Genomic DNA, 19,008 nt, shown 5'->3' on the forward strand with positions numbered 1-19,008 from the left:
GGATGACTTCTACCGCGCAGAGCAGCAGGTCCAGGACGAGGCACACCGGCGCGGCGGCCGTCGCCCTCACCGCCGCGGCGGCGCTGCTCGCGGGCTGTTCCTCCGGCGACACCTCCGACAACCCCCTGGCGGGGGAGGAGGCGAAGGCCGGCACCGTCGTCGTCGGCTCGAACAACTTCGCCGAGAGCACCCTGCTCGCCGACATCTACGGCGAGGCGCTCCGGGCCAAGGGCATCAAGGTCACCTACAAGCACAACATCGGCAGCCGTGAGACGACGTACGGCCTGATGAGGAACGGCTCCATCACGGTCCTGCCGGAGTACAACGGCTCGCTGCTCGCCTACCTCGACCCCGAGGCCGAGCAGAAGTCCCCGGAGGCCGTGAACGCCGCCGTCGAGGAGAAGCTCGACGAGGGACTGACGCTGCTGGACTCGTCCCCGGCCGAGAACAAGGACTCGGTGAGCGTCAACGCCGGGACGGCGGAGAAGTACGGCCTCACGGCCTCGTCCACCCTCGCCGACCTGGAGGACGTCGCGCCGGAGATGGTGATCGGCGGTTCGCCCGAGTTCCAGACCCGGCGGCAGGGGCTGAAGGGCCTGGAGTCCGTCTACGGCCTGAAGTTCAAGTCCTTCAAGGCGCTCGACGCGGGCGGACCGCTGACCCAGGAGGCGCTGACCGAGAACACCGTGCAGGCGGCGGACATCTTCACCACCGACCCGACCATCGTCAAGGAGAAGTTCGTCGTCCTGAAGGACCCGGAGAACCTCTTCGGGTTCGCGAACGTGACCCCGCTGGTGCACGAGGACGGGCTCTCCCAGGAGGGCGTCGACGCGCTCGACGCGGTCTCCGCGAAGCTGGACACCAAGACCCTCCTCGCCCTGGACGCCCAGGTGCAGCTGGAGAAGAAGGACCCGCTGGACGTGGCCAAGGCCTGGCTGGAGTCGGCCGGTCTGAGCTGACCCGGGGCGGGGTGCGGCCGGGCGGGCCGCACCCCGCGGCCGTCTCACCGCGCCGGGGCCGCCGCGGCGATCAGCCGGTCGATCAGCGCGATCAGCACGTCCCGGCACGACTCCCGCTCCCGCGCGTCGCACAGCAGCACCGGCACGCCCTCCGGCAGCGCCAGCGCCTCCCGGACGTCCTCGACCGGGTACGGGTGCTCCCCGTGGAAGCCGTTGACGGCGATCACGAACGGGATGCCCCGGCGCTCGAAGAAGTCGATCGCGGCGAAGCTGGACTCGGGCCTGCGCACGTCCACCAGGACCACCGCGCCCAGCGCGCCCAGCGCCAGGTCGTTCCACATGAACCAGAACCGCTGCTGGCCCGGCGTGCCGAAGAGGTACAGCACGAGGTCGTCGGAGACGGTGATCCGGCCGAAGTCCATGGCCACGGTGGTGGCACGTTTCTCCTCGATGCCGTCCAGGTCGTCGACGTCCAGGCCCGCCATGGTCAGCGGCTCCTCGGTGCGCAGCGGGACGATCTCGCTGACCGAGCCGACCATGGTCGTCTTGCCCACGCCGAAGCCTCCGGCGATCAGGATCTTGACCGTGTCGGGTGCCGGACGCCCGGCGGGCACCCGGGCGGCGGTGTCAGAGCCGACCAAGGCCGTCCCTCACTTTCTGCAGCAGGTCCAGGTCCGGGGTGGTGCGGGTGACGGGGTGCGGCGGGCGGGCGGTGATCCGGCCCGCCTCCAGCAGGTCGCAGAGCAGGATGACGACCACGCTCACCGGGAGGTCGAGACGCGCGGCGAGCTCGGCGACCGCGACCGGCTCGGCGCACAGCCGCAGGATCCGCGTGTGCTCGGGCTGCGGCCGGGGGGCCGCCTCGGGCTGCGGATCCGCCGCCGTCACCGTCGTGATGAGCGTGAAGTCGGCGCGGCTGGGCCGGGTCCGGCCACCGGTCAGGGCGAACGGCCGGACGAGCCGGCCCGCCGAGTCGCCTCCGCCCACCTCACACGCCGGGGTCGACGGCGGGGCCGGCCGTGTCCCGCGGGGCCGCGCTCAGGTGCTCGCCGATCTTCTTCACCAGCATGTTCATCTGGTACGCCACCACGCCGACGTCCGCGCCGGGGCCGGTGAGCACCACGAGGTGGGCACCGGGACCGGCCGAGGTGAGGATCAGGAAGCTGTTGGCCATCTCGATGAGCGCCTGGCGCACCGGGCCGCCGCGGAAGTCCATGCTGACGCCCTTGCTGAGGCTCATCAGGCCGGAGGCGGTCGCCGCCAGGCGTTCCGCGTCGTCGCGCGGGAAGCCGGTGGACTTGCTGACCACCAGCCCGTCCTCGGAGAGCACCACGGCCTGGTTCACGTCGGCGACGCGTTCCACGAGTCCGGTCAGCAGCTGGTCCAGCTGGGTGTGTGTGGCGGGGGTGGGGCGTGACATGGCGGTGTTCCTTCGTGAGCGGTCGGCGTCGGTGTTTCGGCGGTCAGTGGTCGGAGGGCGGGGGCGAGGTTCCGGGGGAGGCGGCACCGGCGTCCTCGGCGTCGCCGCCGGACCCGTCACCGCCGGACCCGTCGTCGTCACGTGCCCGGAGCGTGCCGCGCTGGAAGCCGGCGAGGGAGGAGGCGGCGTGCTCCGCGGTGAAGTCGTCGTCGGGGCCGTCCTCGGCGGCCGGGACGGGCTCCTCGCGCAGCTCGGCGGCCAGGCTGGTCTGCGGCACCCGACGGGGGAGCGGGGCGAGACCGTCCCCGCGGGCGACGGGCACGGCGGCGGCCGGTGCGGGGGCGGTCCGCACGGCGGTCGCGGGCCGTGCGCCCGCGGCGGCCCGCCCGCTCACGGCGGTGTCCGCGCGCGCGGGGGTCCCCGTGCTCCCGCGGCCCGCCGTGCCGTTCGCGGCCGCCGGGTCCCCGGTGCCCGTGCCGTCCGCGGCGTCCCGCCCGGTGCCGGGCGGCACGTCCCGCACCACGATCTCGTGCGGGAGCAGCACGATCGCGGTCGTCCCGCCGTACGGCGAGGGGCGCAGGGTGACGGCGATGCCGTGCCGGTGGGCGAGCTGGGAGATCACGAACATGCCGAGCCGGAGGTCGTCGGCGAGCGCCACCACGTCGAACTGCGGGGGCCTGCCCAACTGGGCGTTGAGGGAGGCGTAGTCCTCCTCCGGCAGGCCGAGGCCCCGGTCCTCGACCTCGATCGCGAGGCCCTTGGCCACCATCGCGGCCCGCACCCCGACGGGACTCGGCGCCGGCGAGTACGCCGTCGCGTTGTCGATCAGCTCCGCCAGCAGATGGATCACGTCGGCCACCGCGGGCGGGGCCAGGGCGACCTCCTCCTCGGTGTGCACCTCCACCCGCTGGTACTCGGCGACCTCGCCGACGGCGCTGCGCAGGATGTCGACCAGCGCGACCGGTTCGCTCCAGGAGCGGCCCGGCCGCTCGCCGCTGACGATGACCAGGTTCTCCTCGTAGCGGCGCAACTGGCTGGCCGTGGAGTCCAGCGCGTACAGGCCCGCGAGGACCTCGGGGTCGGTGTGCCGGCGTTCCAGCTCGTCGAGCTTGCCGAGCTGGAGGTTGACCAGGTTCTGGCTCTGCCGTGCGATGCCCAGGATGACCTTCTGGAAACCGCGCCGGGTGTCGGCGAGTTCGATCGCGGTGCGTACGGCGGTGCGCTGCGCGGTGTTGAACGCCTGGGCGACCTGGCCCAGTTCGTCGTGGCCGTAGTCCAGCACGGTCGTCGCCGCCTCCGCGTCGACCTTCTCGCCGCGCTGCAGCCGGGCCACCACGTCGGGCAGCCGCTCCTCGGCCAGGCCGAGGGTGGCCAGGCGCAGGCCGCGCAGCCGGCGGGACAGCGAGCGGGTGATGCGCCAGGACAGGCCGACGCACAGCAGCAGCGCGAGCAGTCCGCCGGCGCTCAGGGAGGCGGCGGTCAGCAACAGGCCGCGGGCCTCGTCGGCGCTGCGGGCGAGCAGCGCGTCGGTCTGCTGCCGGATCATGGCGGTGTACTGCGGGGAGACCTCGTCCATGGCCTCCTCCCACCGGTCCTGCAGGTCCGGCATCTCGACGCCGCGGCCCTCGCCCGCGGGCCGGGTCGCGAGGACCTGGTCCTCGACCGCCTCCAGGGCGCGCCACTCGGGACTCTGCAGGATCCGTTCGGCCTGTGCCTTGGCGCTGCCCTCCAGGGACGGCACGATCTGGTCCTTGACCAGCCAGCGGCGGGTGTGGACCAGCTCCGCGAAGTCGTTCCAGCCCTGCGGGTCGAGGCTCCCGGAGGCCCAGGCGAGGGTGAGCTGTGCGTCCTCCCGGGAGACCAGCTCCGCCGCGTGCTCCAGCGCGACCATCGGGCCGGCCTGCGAGGTCAGGTCCCCGTCGTCGACCTGGGAGAGCTCCTGGAAGGCGTGGATCTGCTCGTCGATGATCGAGGTGTACTGGTCGAGCGCCTGCTCGGCGGTGATGTCCTCCGGGTCGTCCACCTGGTCCCGGTAGTACTCCAGGCTGCCCACCGAGCCGAGCACCGAGTACAGCCGGTCCGAGACGCGCGCCGGTGCCTCGGCGATCGCGTCCGCCTGCCCGACCAGCTTCGCCACCGCCTGGTCGGTCTTCCCGCGCTGTGCCTCGAGGGCGGCCCGGGAGCCCTGCGGATCGGCCAGCCACGCGGCGGTCAGCCTCCGCTCCCGCTGCAGCGCCAGCGCGGCGTGCGTGCCCATCGCGCCGGTCGACCGGCTCAGTTCCGTCTGGGAACGCAGCCGCAGTCCCTCCGAGAACATCTGGATCGTCGTCACGCCCCACATGGCCGCGAGGGTGACGCTGGGCACCAGGGCCAGGAGGACCAGTGAGAGACGTATGGAGCCGAGACGGCGCCGGGCACCTGTCCGTGGAGACATCGTGCTCCTAGAGCGGTCGGATGTACGGGGAAGGGGTCACGGGGAGGGGTGTCAGCGGGTTCCGTCGGCGGCGAACCCGGCGACCGAGGCGGCGTTGTCCTTCGTGACGAACGCCGGTCCGGTGAGCACGGGCGCGACCCCGCCGCCGCTGATGTTGCCGTTGGTCCGGTACAGCCACAGCGCGTCCACGGCGAGGTAGCCCTGCAGATAGGGCTGCTGGTCGACGGCGAACTGGACGTTGCCGCCGCGCACGGCGTCCACCAGTTCCTCGCTGAGGTCGAAGGTGGCGACGCGGGCGCCGCTGTCCGCCTCCTCGACCGCGTCGACCGCGGTGAGCGCGTAGTCCGCCCCGTTGGTGACGACCTCGTCGATGGTCGGGTCCTGCCGCAGCCGGGCGGTGATGGCGCCGGAGACGGCGCGCATGTCGGTGCCGTCCACGTAGAGGTTCTCGGTCGTCCCGCCGAACGCCTTCTTCACGCCGGCGCAGCGGGCCTCCAGGGCGACGTTGCCGCGCTCGTGGACGACGCACAGGGCGTGCTCGGCCTTCAGGTCGTCCAGTTCGTCGCCGACGGCCCGGCCCGCGACGCCCTCGTCCTGCCCGAAGTACTCCAGCAGCCCCGACGACCTCCAGGCGTCGATGCCGGAGTTGAGCCCGACCACGGGGATGTCCGCGGCCCGTGCCTCGTTGACCGGACCCTTCATGGCCTGTGGCTTGGCCAGCGTCAGCGCGAGGCCGTCGACGCCGTCCCGGATCGCGTCGCGCACCAGCGCGGCCTGCCCCGCCGGGTCCGGGTCGCTCACGTACGTCAGGTCGATGCCGTCCTTCGCGGCCGCCGCCTCGGCGCCCTTGCGCACCCGCTCCCAGAAGGCGTCGTCCTCGGTCCCGTGGGTGACCATCGTGACCTTCATCCGTCCGGCGCCGGCCGTGCCCGCGCCGTCCTCTCCCGAGGAGTCGCCGGCCGACGAGCAGCCGGTCACCAGCAGGCCGACGGCGACCGCCAGGGCCGCGAGGGGGAGCGGGCGCCTCGGGAAGCGGTGCGACGGGGGACGAGTCTTCATGAGGGGAGCGGACCTCGCTGTACGGCAGAGCAAGAGCAGGGGAGAGCACGGGCGCAACCACGGGGGTGTGCGCCGACCGGGTGACTCTCGCTGGCCCGGAGCCAACCCTGTCGCACCACCGGTCGTCAAGTGAACGGCCACGTGAAGTGAGGTGTTGCTGCCGCATCGTGATGAACCGTGAGGCGCGGTGAGGGCGGTGACGACGACCGCGGCACCCGCACCGCCCGGCGCGTTCGTCCCGCGGCGAGGCGGGCATAGCGGTCCGTTCCCGGTCAACCGCCTTCCACCGAGGGTGGTTTACCGGCCGGATCGAGGGTTTCCCCCGTATCCCGCGTCCCCCCGCGATGCCTATCGTTCGACCGCAGCTGACCCACAGGTAACCCCGGACGGGTCGCCGCAAGCGCCTGGCCGGCCGACGCGTCGTACTTCGATTCACCCCCGCCGCTTCGAGGACGAAGCGAATCGACCCCCACTCCCCACTCCGCGCTGCCCGGAGTCACGGCACGAAAGGCACACCCTTGCGCACCTCCTCCCCGAACCCTCCCCGGAGCTCCTCCCCCGGACGGAAGCTGATATCCGTCGCCGCTCTCTCCGTCGCCCTCCTGACGACCGCCTCCGCCCAGGTCGCCGTCGCCCAGGACGCCCCCTCCGACACGCCGGCCGTCCCCGCGGCCCGGGCCGAGGCCGCACCCGGCGTCCCGGCCGAGCGGCTCATCGTCGGCTACAGGCCCGGCGCCACCGAGGCCAGGTCGGACGAGGCCGCCGCCGCCGACGCCGCCGCCAAGGGCGAGGAGACCGGCGAGGACGTCGGCTTCCAGCGCCGCCTCGGCACCGGAGCCGCCCTCGTCGAGCTGGGGAAGGACGCCGGCACGGCGGACGTCGCCGACGTCGTCGCCGAGTACAGCGCCGACCCGCAGGTCGCCTACGTCGTGCCGGACCGCCTCAACAAGCCGCTGGCCACCCCGAACGACACCGAGTACCCCAAGCAGTGGGACCTGTTCGAGTCCACCGCCGGCATGCGCGTGCCGGGCGCCTGGGACCTCGCCACCGGCAGCGGTGTCACCGTCGCCGTCATCGACACCGGTTACGTCGCCCACTCCGACCTCGCCGCGAACATCGTCGGCGGCTACGACTTCATCTCCGACACCGCCGTCTCCGTCGACGGCAACGGCCGGGACGGCAACCCGGCCGACCCCGGCGACTGGTACGCCGCCGGCGAGTGCGGCCAGGCCGTCGGCAGCGGCTCCTCCTGGCACGGCACCCACGTGGCCGGCACCATCGCCGCGGCCACCGGCAACGGCAAGGGCATCGCCGGCGTCGCGCACGGCGCGAGGATCTCCCCGGTGCGCGTGCTCGGCAAGTGCGGCGGCTACGACTCCGACATCATCGACGCCATCACCTGGGCGTCCGGCGGCACCGTCTCCGGCGTGCCCGCCAACGCCGACGTCGCCGAGGTCATCAACATGAGCCTCGGCGGGGGCGGCGCCTGCTCCACCGCCACCCAGAGCGCCATCAACGGCGCCGTGAACCGCGGCACCACCGTCGTCGTCGCGGCGGGCAACGAGAACCAGAACGCCGCCAACTCCTCCCCGGCGAACTGCGACAACGTCATCACCGTCGCCGCCACCGACCGCTCGGGCAACCGCGCCTCCTACTCCAACTACGGCTCCGCCGTGGACATCGCCGCACCCGGCGGCGAGACCGCGACGGCGGCCAACGGCATCCTGTCCACGCTGAACTCCGGCACCCGGACCCCGTCGACCGAGAACTACGCCTACTACCAGGGCACCAGCATGGCCACCCCGCACATCGCGGGCCTCGCCGCGCTGATGAAGTCGGCGGCCCCCGCCCTCACCCCGGCCCAGATCGAGTCGGCGATCAGGACCAACGCCCGTGCGCTGCCCGGCACCTGCTCCGGCGGCTGCGGCGCGGGCCTGGCGGACGCGGCGAAGACGGTCCAGGCGGTCAAGGGCGGCACGCCCACCGGCTCCACGTACTCCAGCACCACCGCCCTGTCCGTCCCGGACAACGGTCCGGCGGTCGAGTCGCCGATCACCGTCAGCGGCCGCAGCGGCAACGCGCCCTCGAACCTGCAGGTGGGCGTGGACATCACCCACACCTACCGCGGTGACCTGGTCGTCGACCTGGTGGCGCCGGACGGTTCGGTGTACCGCCTGAAGTCCGCCGGCGGCTCGGACTCGGCCGACAACGTCAACACCACCTACACGGTGAACGCCTCCGCCGAGACCGCCAACGGCACCTGGAAGCTGCGGGTCCAGGACACGGCGTCCTACGACACCGGTCGGCTCAACAGCTGGCGGCTGACCTTCTAGCCGCCCACCAGCGGGCGGGCCGGCCGGTGCGGATGGGCACCGGCCGGCCCGCCTCGTGTCGCGCGCGCCGCCGGCGTGGCACGTGCTGCCGTACGGTGAGCCGCATGCCCGACATCCCCGCCGCCCCCGTGATCCTCGGCAACGAACCCGGCTCGTTCCCCCACAGCGTGCTGGCCGAACGGCACCCCGCGATCATCCGGCAGGTGCGCGAGGCCTTCCCGTACGAGCCCCGGCAGCGGCGCGCGCTCGACGCCCTGCTGGCCAACTGCACCGAGGGGGAGATCGAACCCCTCCCCGCCGACGCGCACGACCGGGAGCGGTGGGAGACCTGGGACATGGACGCCCACGCCGGACACTCCTGGTACGACGTGCCCTGGCTGTGGTCCGAGAGCTGGTTCTACCGCCGGCTGCTGGACGCGGTGGGCTACTTCGGCCCCGGCCCCTGGCAGGGCATCGACCCCTTCCTCCCGTCCAAACGCGCCGAACTCGACTCACCCGCCACCGACGGGGAACTCGCCGCGCTCGACGACCTCGCCGGCCGGCCGGCGGAGGAGCAGGCCCGCGCCCTGCTGCACGGCTCCCTGTGGGGCAACCGCGCCGACCTGGGCTTCCGGCTGTCCGCCGAGGGCGCCGAGGAGGCGGCCCCCGTGCCCGGCCTGGTGGCCGACGACAGCGAACGCCTGTGGTCCCTGCTCGGCACCGCCGGCACCGGCACACTGTGCCTGGTCGCCGACAACGCCGGCCGCGAACTCGTCCCGGACCTGCTGCTCGTCGCCCATCTGCTGGCCCAGGGCCGGATCGGCCGGGCGGTGCTGCACGTCAAGCCCCACCCGTACTACGTCTCCGACGCCACCCCCGCCGACGTCGTCGACGCGCTGCGCCGGCTCACCGCCGCCGGGGGCGCGGCGGCCGCGTACGGGCGCGGCCTGTGGACCGCCCTCTCCGAGGGCCGCCTCACCCTCCGCGCGCACCCGTTCTCCTGCTCCCCGCTGCCCTACGAACGGATGCCGGACGACCTTCGCGCCGACTTCGCCGCGGCCGCGGTCACCCTCGTCAAGGGCGACCTCAACTACCGCCGCCTCGTGGGCGACCGGTACTGGCCGCCGACCACACCGTTCGCGGACGTCACCGCCCACTTCCCCGGACCGGTCGCCGCCCTGCGCACCCTGAAGTCCGACGTGATCACCGGGCTGACCCCCGGGACCGAGGCCGCGCTCGTCGCCGCGGAGGGGCAGCGCTGGCGCACCGGCGGCACGCACGCCCTGGTCCAGGTCCGGGCGTAGGAACGGCGATGTGCCACCGGTTCACGCGATGGTGTGATCATGTCCCGGCCGGAGGATGCCGCCATCGTCCCACGGGTAGGGCCCGGCCATGACGCAGCCGTTCGAACTCCCGCACTTCTACCTGCCGCACCCCGCGCGGCTCAACCCGCACGTCGACGAGGCCCGGGCCCACTCGACGCGGTGGGCGCGCGGGATGGGCATGCTGGAGGGCTCCGGGGTCTGGGAGCAGGCCGATCTCGACGCGCACGACTACGGCCTGCTCTGCGCCTACACCCACCCCGACTGCGACGGGCCCGCCCTCTCGCTGATCACCGACTGGTACGTGTGGGTCTTCTTCTTCGACGACCACTTCCTGGAGAAGTTCAAACGCACCCAGGACCGGGAGGGCGGCAAGGCCCACCTGGACCGGCTGCCGCTGTTCATGCCGCTCGACCCGGCCTCGCCCGTCCCCGAACCCGGGAACCCGGTCGAGGCGGGCCTCGCCGACCTGTGGGCGCGCACCGTGCCGGCGATGTCCGCCGACTGGCGCCGCCGGTTCGCCCTCGCCACCGAGCACCTGCTCAACGAGTCCCTGTGGGAGCTGTCCAACATCAACGAGGGGCGCATCGCCAACCCCGTCGAGTACATCGAGATGCGCCGCAAGGTGGGCGGCGCCCCCTGGTCGGCCGGGCTGGTGGAGTACGCGACCGCGGAGGTGCCCGCCGCCGTCGCCGGGACCAGGCCGCTCAGGGTGCTGATGGAGACGTTCTCCGACGCCGTGCACCTGCGCAACGACCTGTTCTCCTACCAGCGGGAGGTCGAGGACGAGGGCGAACTCAGCAACGGCGTCCTCGTGCTGGAGACCTTCTTCGGCTGCACCACCCAGGAGGCCGCCGACCTCGTCAACGACGTCCTCACCTCCCGGCTCCACCAGTTCGAGCACACGGCGTTCACCGAGGTGCCCGCCGCGGCCCTGGAGAACGGCCTGACCCCGGCCGAGGTCGCCGCCGTCGGGGCGTACGCGAAGGGCCTGCAGGACTGGCAGTCCGGCGGCCACGAATGGCACATGCGCTCCAGCCGGTACATGAACGAGCGCGCCCGGCCCGCCGCCGGGTGGCGGGCGCCGGCCGGCCCCGGCACCTCCGCCGCGGACGTCGGCGCGCTGCTCGCCCGGGCCGCCTCCGAGCGGGCGCGCCCCCACACCCACGTGCCCTTCCAGCGGGTCGGGCCGTCGATCATCCCCGACATCCGCATGCCGTTCCCGCTGGAGCTGAGCCCCGCCCTGGACGGAGCCCGGCGGCACCTGCTCGAGTGGTCGCGCGCGATCGGCTTCCTCAGCGAGGGGGTCTGGGACGAGGACAAGCTCGCGAGCTGCGACCTTCCGCTGTGCGCCGCGGGCCTCGACCCGGACGCCACCCAGGAGCAGCTGAACCTCGCCTCCGGCTGGCTGGCCTTCGGCACCTACGGCGACGACTACTACCCGCTCGTCTACGGCCACCGCCGCGACCTGGCCGCCGCCCGGCTGACCACGGCCCGTCTGTCGGCCTGCATGCCGCTCGACGGGGAGCCGGTCCCGCCGCCGGCCAACGCCATGGAGCGCTCCCTGATCGACCTGTGGGCCCGCACGACGGCCGGCATGACACCCGAGGAGCGGCGCCCGCTGAAGTCGGCCGTCGACACGATGACCGAGGCCTGGGTGTGGGAGCTGTCCAACCAGATCCAGAACCGCGTCCCCGATCCGGTGGACTACCTGGAGATGCGGCGCGCCACCTTCGGCTCCGACCTCACCCTGGGCCTGTGCCGCGCCGGTCACGGCCCGGCCGTGCCGCCCGAGGTCTACCGCAGCGGCCCCGTCCGCTCCCTGGAGAACGCGGCGATCGACTACGCCTGCCTCCTCAACGACGTCTTCTCGTACCAGAAGGAGATCGAGTACGAGGGCGAGATCCACAACGCGATCCTCGTCGTGCAGAACTTCTTCGGCGTCGACTACCCGTCCGCCCTCCGCGTCGTGCAGGACCTGATGAACCAGCGCATGCGCCAGTTCGAGCACGTCGTCGCGCACGAACTGCCCGTCGTCTACGACGACTTCCGGCTGTCCGACGAGGCGCGGGCCGTCATGCGGGGCTATGTGACCGACCTGCAGAACTGGATGGCCGGAATCCTCAACTGGCACCGGAACGTCCCGCGCTACCAGGCCGAGTGGCTGGCCGGGCGCGCCCACGGCTTCCTCCCGGGCCGCCCGCCGGCGCTCCCCGTCCTCACCTGACCCCCGGATCCGCCGGTCAGTCTCACTCGTTCGTGGCTCGTCGTCCCCCGGTGTTCCGGGTAGCACTCCTGCCGGAGGCGAGGCGAATCATGGAACAGACAGCGTTGCGGCCCAAGCCGATGCCCGGCCGGGAACCGGGCGACGGCGGGAACGGTACGGGGAACGGGCCCGGGGCCGGCGGGCCGCGGCGGCATGACGTGCGGCGTCGCGGCCGGCGGCTGGTGTCCGCGGTGTCCAGGGCGTTCGTCGCGGTGCTCCTGGTGCTGTCCGGGGCCGGGCTCGGGGCGATGGGCACCGCGGTCGTCGGCGCGGGCGGGATCGCCGAGCTGAAGCGGCAGGCGGGGCTGCCGGCCGCCACCCCGTCCGTGGCGGCGCGCTCCGCTCCCTCCGCCCCCTCCGGTCCGGTGGCGCCGTCCGCGCCCGTCGTCGCCGGGCTGGGCGTGGAGGTGACGGACGGCGGGAAGCCGGGGGCGCTCGTCGTCGGCGTGCACGTGCCCGGCCCCGGGTTCTCGGCCGGCCTGGTGCGGGGCGACGTGCTCCTCGCGTTCGGCGGGACCCGTGTCGACTCGGCCGCCGACCTGGCGCGCGCCGTCGCCCGGGCCCGCCCGGGCGCGGAGGTGACCCTGTCGGTGCGGCACAGCGGCGGCGGTCACCAGCGGTTGACGGTCGTTCCCGCCATCGTCACGTGACCGTGCGGAAGTGGCTGGTCAGCCGCCCGTCGTCGTCCAGTACGTGGAAGGCGAGCCCGACCGGGGCGTCCCGGTCCGCGATCGGCTCGCCCTCCCAGGGCAGCCGCAGCGTCCAGGTCACCCCGGGCCCCACCACCAGGGGACGGCCCGCGAACGTCGTGGCGGCCGGGGTGTGGGCGTGACCGGTGATCAGCCCGGCGATCCGGGGCCGGCGCTCCAGCAGGGCGGCCAGCCGGCCGGGATCGCGCAGGGAGTAGGAGTCGGGCAGCGGGTGGTGCAGCGGGACCGGCGGGTGGTGGAAGGCGAGCAGGACCGGAAGGCCGTCGTCGAGGCCGTCGAGCGTCGACTCGATCCAGGCGTACGTCTCCTCGTCCAGCTCCCCGTCGTCGCGGCCCGGGACGCTGGAGTCGCACATCAGCACGGCGCCCCCGTCCAGCACGTGCGCGCTGTTGACCGGTCCGTCGGCGGCCGGCCGGCCGAGGAGGGCCTTGCGGTACGGCGCGCGGCTGTCGTGGTTGCCCGGGCAGGTCAGCACGGGGAACGGGGCGCCGCCGTCGCGCAGCCCCAGCAGGCGGGCGGCCTCCTCGTACTCGGCCTCCGTGCCGTGGTCCGCGATGTCGCCGGTGACCAGCAGCGCGTCCGGCCGGCGCGGCAGCCCCCACAGCCGGTCACGCACCCGCCGGGCACGCTCCGTCGCCCGTGCGGTTCCGTCCAGATGCAGATCACTGACGTGTGCGAGTACGAGCACGGTCGTACGCCTCCTCGGCGGTGGGGGAGAGCCTTCGGCTAATGGATGCATGAGATCTAAGCATTAGTTCTGACGGGTGGGCAATGAGTTTCCGTCAGTCGGGGGCGGGATGCCGGGTGAACACCGCGAACCGGCTCGCGCCGCCCCCTCCCGCCGGGCAGGATGCTGCCCGTAACCCCTACGTCCGCCCAGGGAGGCCCGGATGACCGGCACCGCGCCCGCGCCCTTCACCGCCGACGACTACCGGACCCGCATGGAGCGTGCGGCGCGGCAGGCCGCCGAGGCCGGACTCGCCGGGCTGCTCGTGGCCCCCGGCCCGGACCTGGTGTGGCTCACCGGGTACACGCCCACCGCGGTCACCGAGCGGCTCACCCTGCTGGTCCTGGCCGCGGGCCGGGACCCCGTGCTGGTCGTCCCCACCCTGGAGGCCCCGGACGCCGAGCGGGCCCCCGGCGCCTCGGCGCTGACCCTGCGCGACTGGACCGACGGCAAGGACCCGTACGCCGCCACCGCCGCCCTGCTGGACGCGAACGGGCGGTTCGGCGTCAGCGACAACGCCTGGGCCATGCACCTGCTGGGCCTGCAGAAGGCGCTGCCCGGCACCTCGTACTCCTCCCTCACCGAGGCCCTGCCGATGCTCCGCGCCGTCAAGGACGCGGCGGAGCTGGAACTCCTGGCCGCCGCCGGGGCCGCCGCCGACGCCGCGTTCGAGGAGATCCGGACCGTCCCCTTCGCCGGCCGGCGGGAGTCCGACGTCGCCGCCGACCTCGCCGCGCTGCTGCGGCGGTTCGGGCACTCCCAGGTCGACTTCACGATCGTCGCCTCCGGGCCGAACGGCGCCAACCCGCACCACGAGGTCGGCGACCGCGTCATCGAACGCGGCGACATGGTCGTCCTCGACTTCGGCGGCCTGAGGGACGGCTACGGCTCCGACACCTCCCGCACCGTCCACGTCGGCGAACCCACCGACGAGGAGCGCCGGGTGCACGACGTCGTGCGCGAGGCGCAGGAGGCGGGCTTTCGCGCGGTGCGGCCCGGCGTCGCCTGCCAGGAGGTCGACCGGGCCGCCCGCGCGGTCATCGCCGACGCCGGGTACGGGGAGTACTTCATCCACCGCACCGGTCACGGCATCGGCGTCACCACGCACGAGCCGCCGTACATGATCGAGGGGGAGGAGCAGCCCCTCGTGCCGGGCATGTGCTTCTCCGTCGAACCCGGCGTCTACCTGCCCGGCCGGTTCGGCGTGCGCATCGAGGACATCGTGACCGTGACCGAGGACGGCGGCCGGCGCCTGAACGACACCGCGCGGGAGATGGTCATAGTGGACTGAACGGCTCCCCTCGTCCCCTCCCCGAACGGCAACGGCGCGATCATGACCCAGGCACCGACACCCACCGCGGACACCGTCCGCCGACTGGCCCGTTCCCTGCTGAAGGACGGCGGGGGCGCGAAAGGCGGCGGGGGCGGCACGGGCGGCGGCGCGGAGTCCGCCGTCGGCCCCGAGGTCCGGCCCGCCACCGGCGGCGTCGAACCCGCCACCTGGTGGGTCGGCAGCCGCCATGTGCTGCGCCTCGCCCCGAACCGCGAGGCGAGCGCGCGGCACCGCCGCGAACTGCGCCTGCGCGAGCTCGTCCGCCCGCACGTCCCGGTCGCGCTGCCGTCGAGCGTGGCGCACGGCGAGTGGGCGCCCGGCCTGCTCTGCACCCTCGACACCAGGGTGCCCGGCGGGACGGGCGAGGAGCACGCCGTGTCCGCCGTCGGCGAGGCCGACCTGGCCGGACTGCTCACGGGGCTGCGCGAGGTGCCGGTGCGGCAGGCGGAGACGCTCGGGGTGCCGAGGGAGTCCCCGCGTTCCCTGGCGGCCCTGCGCCGGGCCGCCGGGCAGGCCGCCGAACGGCTCGCCGAGGCCGACGAGTTCGACCCCGCCCCGCTGCACCAGCTCACCCCGCCCGCCGCGGCCCAGCTCGCCGCCCAGCCCGGCTCGGCGGTCCTCGTCCACCACGCCCTCACCGGCAAACACCTCGTGGTGAGCGCCGACGGCCGGGTGCGCGGCGTCCTCGGCTGGGGCGCCGCGGTGGTCGGCGACCCCGCCGAGGACATCGCGGGCCTCGCGCTCGCCGTGGGGGCCCCGGCCGCCGTCCGCGCCGCCACCCTCGCCGGCTACGGAGCCCGCCCCTGCCTGCGCGGCCTGTGGCTGGCCCGCTGCGACGCCGTCCTCGCCCTCGCCGAGCGGCTCGCCGGACGGGGCACCGACCCGCTGCCCCCGCTGCGCACCCGACTGCGACGCGCCTGGGAACCGATCCTGCTGGAGCGGGTGACGGACCTCGGCCACGGGGACGAGCCCCTCTAGGGCCTCTCGTTTGGATCAGGCCGGGCTCGCGGGGCCTGATCCAAACGAAAGACCCCAGGCCGCGCCGGATCTGACGGCAGGTGCCGGTCCGTCAGGACGGGCCGTACCGCGTGGAGTCGCCCGCGAAGGGACGGGTCGACGGCGTGTACGCCCCGGACGGAGCCGGGCGCTGCGGCGTCACCGGTGCCGGGCCCCGGCCCGACGGGGCCCGGTGGCCGTCGGCGGTGCGCCGCCGGTGCCGGCGGTCCCGCCGCCGACGTGACGACGACCATGACGGCCGCCGGCGGCGCGACGTCCCCGGACTCGCCGCGCGCCGAGACTCCCGGACCGGTCCCGCGGGCCGGATCCGGGACGCGGCCGGGGCCGATCCCGCCGATCCCGCCGATCCGGGCCCGCGGCCCGCGGAGGCGGCGCGGCTGCGGCGCCGGGCCGCCGCCACCGCTCCCCGCGGACGGGGCCGCCCGGGGCGGCGGCGCCGGGACGCGCCGCGTCGCCGGGGGACCGGCCGTCACTCCTGGAGCAGCACCACCGCCGACTCCCCGGGCAGGTGCAGCACCCCGTCCGCGCCCGGTTCCGCCACGGGCTCCCACGCGGCGAGCACGCGCGCCCCCGGCGCGCCCAGCGGGATCGCGGCCGCCTCCCCGGCGAGGTTCACGGCCACCCGGACGTCCCCGCGCCGGAAGGCCAGCCAGCGCCGCTCCTCGTCGTGGGCCACCTTGGTGTCGCCGAGGTCGGGGTCGGTGAGGTCCGGCTGCTCGTGGCGCAGGGCGATGAGCCGCCGGTACCAGGCCAGCACGCGCGCGTGCGGATCGCGTTCCGGCTCCGACCAGTCCAGGCAGGAGCGGTCGCGGGTGGCCGGGTCCTGCGGGTCGGGCACGTCCTCCGCGGCCCAGCCGTGCGCCGCGAACTCCCGGCGCCTGCCGTCGCGCACCGCCTTGGCCAGCTCCGGATCGGTGTGGTCGGTGAAGAACTGCCAGGGCGTGCCCGCCGCCCACTCCTCGCCCATGAACAGCATGGGCGTGAAGGGAGCCGTCAGGGTGAGGGCCGCCGCGCACGCCAGCAGCCCGGGGGAGGCCAGCGCGGCCAGCCGGTCGCCCCGGGCGCGGTTGCCGACCTGGTCGTGGGTCTGGCTGTAGCCGAGGAGCCGGTGCCCGGCCACCCGGTCGCGGTCCAGGGGGCGGCCGTGGCGCCGGCCCCGGAAACTGGAGTACGTGCCGTCGTGGAAGAAGCCACCGGTGAGCGTCTTGGCCAGGGCCGCCAGCGGGGCGCGCGCGAAGTCGGCGTAGTAGCCCTGCGACTCGCCCGTCAGCGCGGTGTGCAGGGCGTGGTGGAAGTCGTCGTTCCACTGCGCGTGCACCCCGAACCCGCCCTCCTCGCGGGGCGTGACGATCCGCGGGTCGTTGAGATCCGACTCGGCGACCAGGAACAGGGGCCGGCCGGTGTCGGCGGCGAGGGCGTCCACGGCCTCGGACAGCTCCTGGAGGAAGTGGTGCGCGCGCGTGTCCACCAGCGCGTGCACCGCGTCCAGCCGCAGCCCGTCGATCCGGTAGTCCCGCAGCCACGCCAGCGCGCTGCCCACGAAGTACGCCCGCACCTCGTCGGAGCCGGGGGCGTCCAGGTTGACCGCCGCGCCCCACGGCGTGTGGTGGGTGTCCGTGAAGTACGGGCCGAACGCCGGAAGGTAGTTGCCGGACGGCCCCAGGTGGTTGTGCACCACGTCGAGGACGACGCCCAGGCCCAGCGCGTGCGCCCGGTCGACGAACCGTTTCAGCCCCTCGGGCCCGCCGTACGGCTCGTGCACCGCCCACAACGACACCCCCTCGTACCCCCACCCGTGCCGGCCGGGGAAGGGACACACCGGCATCAGCTCCACGTGCGTCACGCCCAGTTCGACGAGGTGCCCGAGCCGCTCGGCGGCCGCGTCGAAGGTGCCCTCGCGGGTGTACGTGCCGACGTGCAGCTCGTACAGCACCGCGCCGGGCAGCGGACGCCCGTCCCACCGCGCGCGCCAGGCGAACCGCTCGTGGTCGACGACCGCGCTCAGTCCGTCGGGGCCGTCCGGCTGCCGGCGCGAGCGCGGATCGGGCAGTACGGGACCGCCGTCCAGCGCGAAGCCGTACCGGGAGCCGTCGTGCGCCTCGGCCTCCCCCCGCCACCACCCCTCCCGCCCGGGATCGCGCTCCAACGCGCGCGTGACGCCGTCGCACCGGAGCGTCACTCGGCCGGCCTGTGGTGCCCACACCTCGAACTGCACGGACGGTTCCCCTTCGTCTGCTCACCGTGATGTAGCCCGTCCATCGTGCTGCATGAATGATCGCCGCGCCGGTGAATTCTCCCTTTCGCGGCGGGTGTCGCCGGGTGCGCGCGCGGGGCGGCCGTCCCCGGGTTCCTGGACAGCCCGGCCGCGCTGGCCGACAATCGGCGGCGTGACGCCGTCCTCCGAGTTCTCCACGTACCCCGCGCGGCTCTCCGACACGGAGCGCGACAAGGCGCTGGACGTGCTGCGGGACGGCGTCGCCACGGGCCGGCTGTCCCACGACACCTACATCCGGCGCATGGAACTCGCGCTCGCCGCCCGCCACCCGGACGAACTCGCCGCGCTCACCGCCGACCTGCCCACGGAGAGCCGTCTGTCGCGGCTGGTGTTCGGCACCGTGGAGGCGGTCTCCGGGTTCACCGTGCGGCTGCGCAGGGCCTGGCAGGCCGAGCGGCTGCCCAAGCTGCTGCTGCCGCACCCGGCGTCCGGTCACCCGCTGCGCATAGGGCGCGATCCCGGCAGCGGGCTGCGGCTCAACCACGAGACGGTCTCCCGGGTGCACGCCGAACTCCGGCACCAGGGCGGCACGTGGGTGCTGCGGGACCTCGGTTCGACCAACGGCACGACGGTGAACGGGCGCCGGGTGGTCGGCGCGGCCGTCGTCCGCGAGGGCGACCAGATCGGCTTTGGACGGGTCACCTACCGCCTCGCCGGCAACTGACCGGGACGGACGGGCCTTCCTTCCCCGCGTCCGTTCCCTTTCGGGTGAGCCGGGGTGTGGTCCGGGGGCCGCCGTGCCGATGCACCGGACATGACGCACTCCTCAGTAGTGAAAGCGGTACGGGGCGGGCTGCTGGCCGCCGCCACCCTGCTCGCCTGCGCCGCTCCCGCACAGGCGGACACCGGACGCACCACCCCGGACAACTGGCTGCTGCTCACGGTCGGCGAGGGAGGGACGCCGTCCGCCGCGACGAGCGGCAGCCTGCTGCTGTGCGATCCTCCCCGGGGCCACCGGCACGCCGCCGACGCGTGCGCGGAACTGGCCGCGGCGGACGGGCGCATCGCCGGCATCCCGCCGAAGGAGGTGTACTGCCCGATGGTCTACGCCCCGGTGACCGCCCACGCGCACGGGGAGTGGCGCGGGCGGCCCGTCGCGTACACGGAGACCTTTCCGAACCGCTGCGTGATGGCGGCCCGGACCGGCTCGGTGTTCGCGCTGGACGGTTCGTAG

The 19,008-nt window shown here is 74.3% G+C and carries 16 protein-coding genes; 9 read left to right on the top strand and 7 right to left on the bottom strand.

Features of this window, described 5'->3' with window-relative positions; all coding sequences use genetic code 11:
* Nucleotides 1-2 precede the first annotated feature (2 nt).
* Complete coding sequence (locus FHS37_RS13715; RefSeq protein ID WP_184820740.1) at nt 3-959, top strand: ABC transporter substrate-binding protein; 957 nt, start codon at nt 3-5, stop codon at nt 957-959.
* A gap of 44 nt (nt 960-1,003) precedes the next feature.
* Here FHS37_RS13715 and FHS37_RS13720 read toward each other — a convergent pair whose 3' ends face one another.
* The 5 genes from FHS37_RS13720 to FHS37_RS13740 are packed head-to-tail and all read right to left on the bottom strand — an operon-like array spanning nt 1,004 to nt 5,872.
* Nucleotides 1,004-1,600: a GTP-binding protein gene (locus tag FHS37_RS13720; RefSeq protein WP_184820742.1), complete on the bottom strand. Its 597-nt coding sequence runs from the start codon at nt 1,598-1,600 to the stop codon at nt 1,004-1,006.
* Complete coding sequence (locus FHS37_RS13725; RefSeq protein WP_184820744.1) at nt 1,587-1,946, bottom strand: DUF742 domain-containing protein; 360 nt, start codon at nt 1,944-1,946, stop codon at nt 1,587-1,589. The genes FHS37_RS13720 and FHS37_RS13725 overlap by 14 nt, the downstream gene beginning before the upstream one ends.
* A 1-nt stretch (nt 1,947) precedes the next feature.
* Nucleotides 1,948-2,379: a roadblock/LC7 domain-containing protein gene (locus FHS37_RS13730; protein WP_184820747.1), complete on the bottom strand. Its 432-nt coding sequence runs from the start codon at nt 2,377-2,379 to the stop codon at nt 1,948-1,950.
* 43 nt (nt 2,380-2,422) lie between these two features.
* Nucleotides 2,423-4,813, bottom strand: coding sequence for a sensor histidine kinase (locus FHS37_RS13735; protein WP_229889840.1), 2,391 nt, complete (start codon nt 4,811-4,813; stop codon nt 2,423-2,425).
* A gap of 51 nt (nt 4,814-4,864) precedes the next feature.
* On the bottom strand, nt 4,865-5,872 hold the full coding sequence (locus FHS37_RS13740; RefSeq protein ID WP_184820749.1) for a substrate-binding domain-containing protein: 1,008 nt from the start codon (nt 5,870-5,872) through the stop codon (nt 4,865-4,867).
* A gap of 518 nt (nt 5,873-6,390) precedes the next feature.
* Between FHS37_RS13740 and FHS37_RS13745 the strand changes: the two genes are divergently transcribed.
* The 4 genes from FHS37_RS13745 (at nt 6,391) to FHS37_RS13760 (ending at nt 12,422) form a co-directional block, all read left to right on the top strand.
* Nucleotides 6,391-8,205 (top strand): S8 family peptidase, encoded by a 1,815-nt coding sequence (locus tag FHS37_RS13745; protein ID WP_184820751.1) that lies wholly within the window; start codon nt 6,391-6,393, stop codon nt 8,203-8,205.
* A 104-nt stretch (nt 8,206-8,309) separates the two neighbouring features.
* Complete coding sequence (locus FHS37_RS13750; RefSeq protein WP_184820753.1) at nt 8,310-9,488, top strand: damage-control phosphatase ARMT1 family protein; 1,179 nt, start codon at nt 8,310-8,312, stop codon at nt 9,486-9,488.
* Nucleotides 9,489-9,576: 88 nt separating this feature from the next.
* Nucleotides 9,577-11,733: a germacradienol/geosmin synthase Cyc2 gene (gene cyc2, locus FHS37_RS13755; protein WP_184820755.1), complete on the top strand. Its 2,157-nt coding sequence runs from the start codon at nt 9,577-9,579 to the stop codon at nt 11,731-11,733.
* Nucleotides 11,734-11,963: 230 nt separating this feature from the next.
* The gene (locus FHS37_RS13760) at nt 11,964-12,422 is read left to right on the top strand and encodes a PDZ domain-containing protein (protein WP_308436699.1); all 459 of its coding nucleotides are present in this window, start codon (nt 11,964-11,966) and stop codon (nt 12,420-12,422) included.
* Here the strand turns inward: FHS37_RS13760 and FHS37_RS13765 are convergent.
* The gene (locus FHS37_RS13765; protein ID WP_184820759.1) at nt 12,415-13,170 is read right to left on the bottom strand and encodes a metallophosphoesterase; all 756 of its coding nucleotides are present in this window, start codon (nt 13,168-13,170) and stop codon (nt 12,415-12,417) included. The genes FHS37_RS13760 and FHS37_RS13765 overlap by 8 nt on opposite strands.
* Before the next feature lie 202 nt (nt 13,171-13,372).
* Between FHS37_RS13765 and FHS37_RS13770 the strand changes: the two genes are divergently transcribed.
* Both FHS37_RS13770 and FHS37_RS13775 read left to right on the top strand, forming a co-directional pair.
* On the top strand, nt 13,373-14,500 hold the full coding sequence (locus FHS37_RS13770; protein WP_184820762.1) for an aminopeptidase P family protein: 1,128 nt from the start codon (nt 13,373-13,375) through the stop codon (nt 14,498-14,500).
* 42 nt (nt 14,501-14,542) lie between these two features.
* On the top strand, nt 14,543-15,520 hold the full coding sequence (locus FHS37_RS13775; protein ID WP_184820764.1) for an aminoglycoside phosphotransferase family protein: 978 nt from the start codon (nt 14,543-14,545) through the stop codon (nt 15,518-15,520).
* A gap of 508 nt (nt 15,521-16,028) precedes the next feature.
* Here FHS37_RS13775 and treZ read toward each other — a convergent pair.
* Nucleotides 16,029-17,774, bottom strand: a complete 1,746-nt coding sequence (gene treZ, locus FHS37_RS13780; RefSeq protein WP_184820766.1) for a malto-oligosyltrehalose trehalohydrolase — start codon at nt 17,772-17,774, stop codon at nt 16,029-16,031.
* Nucleotides 17,775-17,946: 172 nt separating this feature from the next.
* Here treZ and FHS37_RS13785 point away from each other — a divergent pair, with 172 nt between their 5' ends.
* Nucleotides 17,947-18,498, top strand: coding sequence for an FHA domain-containing protein (locus FHS37_RS13785; protein WP_184820768.1), 552 nt, complete (start codon nt 17,947-17,949; stop codon nt 18,496-18,498).
* Between the two features lie 90 nt (nt 18,499-18,588).
* Complete coding sequence (locus FHS37_RS13790; RefSeq protein WP_184820771.1) at nt 18,589-19,008, top strand: SSI family serine proteinase inhibitor; 420 nt, start codon at nt 18,589-18,591, stop codon at nt 19,006-19,008.

The sequence above is a fragment of the Streptomyces griseomycini genome (genome assembly GCF_014203535.1).
Lineage (GTDB): Bacteria > Actinomycetota > Actinomycetes > Streptomycetales > Streptomycetaceae > Streptomyces > Streptomyces griseomycini.

Coding starts and splice junctions, on each gene's coding strand:
- FHS37_RS13715 (WP_184820740.1), top strand. CDS start 3: ATGACTTCTACCGCGCAGAGCAGCAGGTCCAGGACGAGGCACACCGGC.
- FHS37_RS13730 (WP_184820747.1), bottom strand. CDS start 2,379: ATGTCACGCCCCACCCCCGCCACACACACCCAGCTGGACCAGCTGCTG.
- FHS37_RS13735 (WP_229889840.1), bottom strand. CDS start 4,813: ATGTCTCCACGGACAGGTGCCCGGCGCCGTCTCGGCTCCATACGTCTC.
- FHS37_RS13740 (WP_184820749.1), bottom strand. CDS start 5,872: ATGAAGACTCGTCCCCCGTCGCACCGCTTCCCGAGGCGCCCGCTCCCC.
- FHS37_RS13750 (WP_184820753.1), top strand. CDS start 8,310: ATGCCCGACATCCCCGCCGCCCCCGTGATCCTCGGCAACGAACCCGGC.
- cyc2 (WP_184820755.1), top strand. CDS start 9,577: ATGACGCAGCCGTTCGAACTCCCGCACTTCTACCTGCCGCACCCCGCG.
- FHS37_RS13770 (WP_184820762.1), top strand. CDS start 13,373: ATGACCGGCACCGCGCCCGCGCCCTTCACCGCCGACGACTACCGGACC.
- FHS37_RS13775 (WP_184820764.1), top strand. CDS start 14,543: ATGACCCAGGCACCGACACCCACCGCGGACACCGTCCGCCGACTGGCC.
- FHS37_RS13790 (WP_184820771.1), top strand. CDS start 18,589: ATGACGCACTCCTCAGTAGTGAAAGCGGTACGGGGCGGGCTGCTGGCC.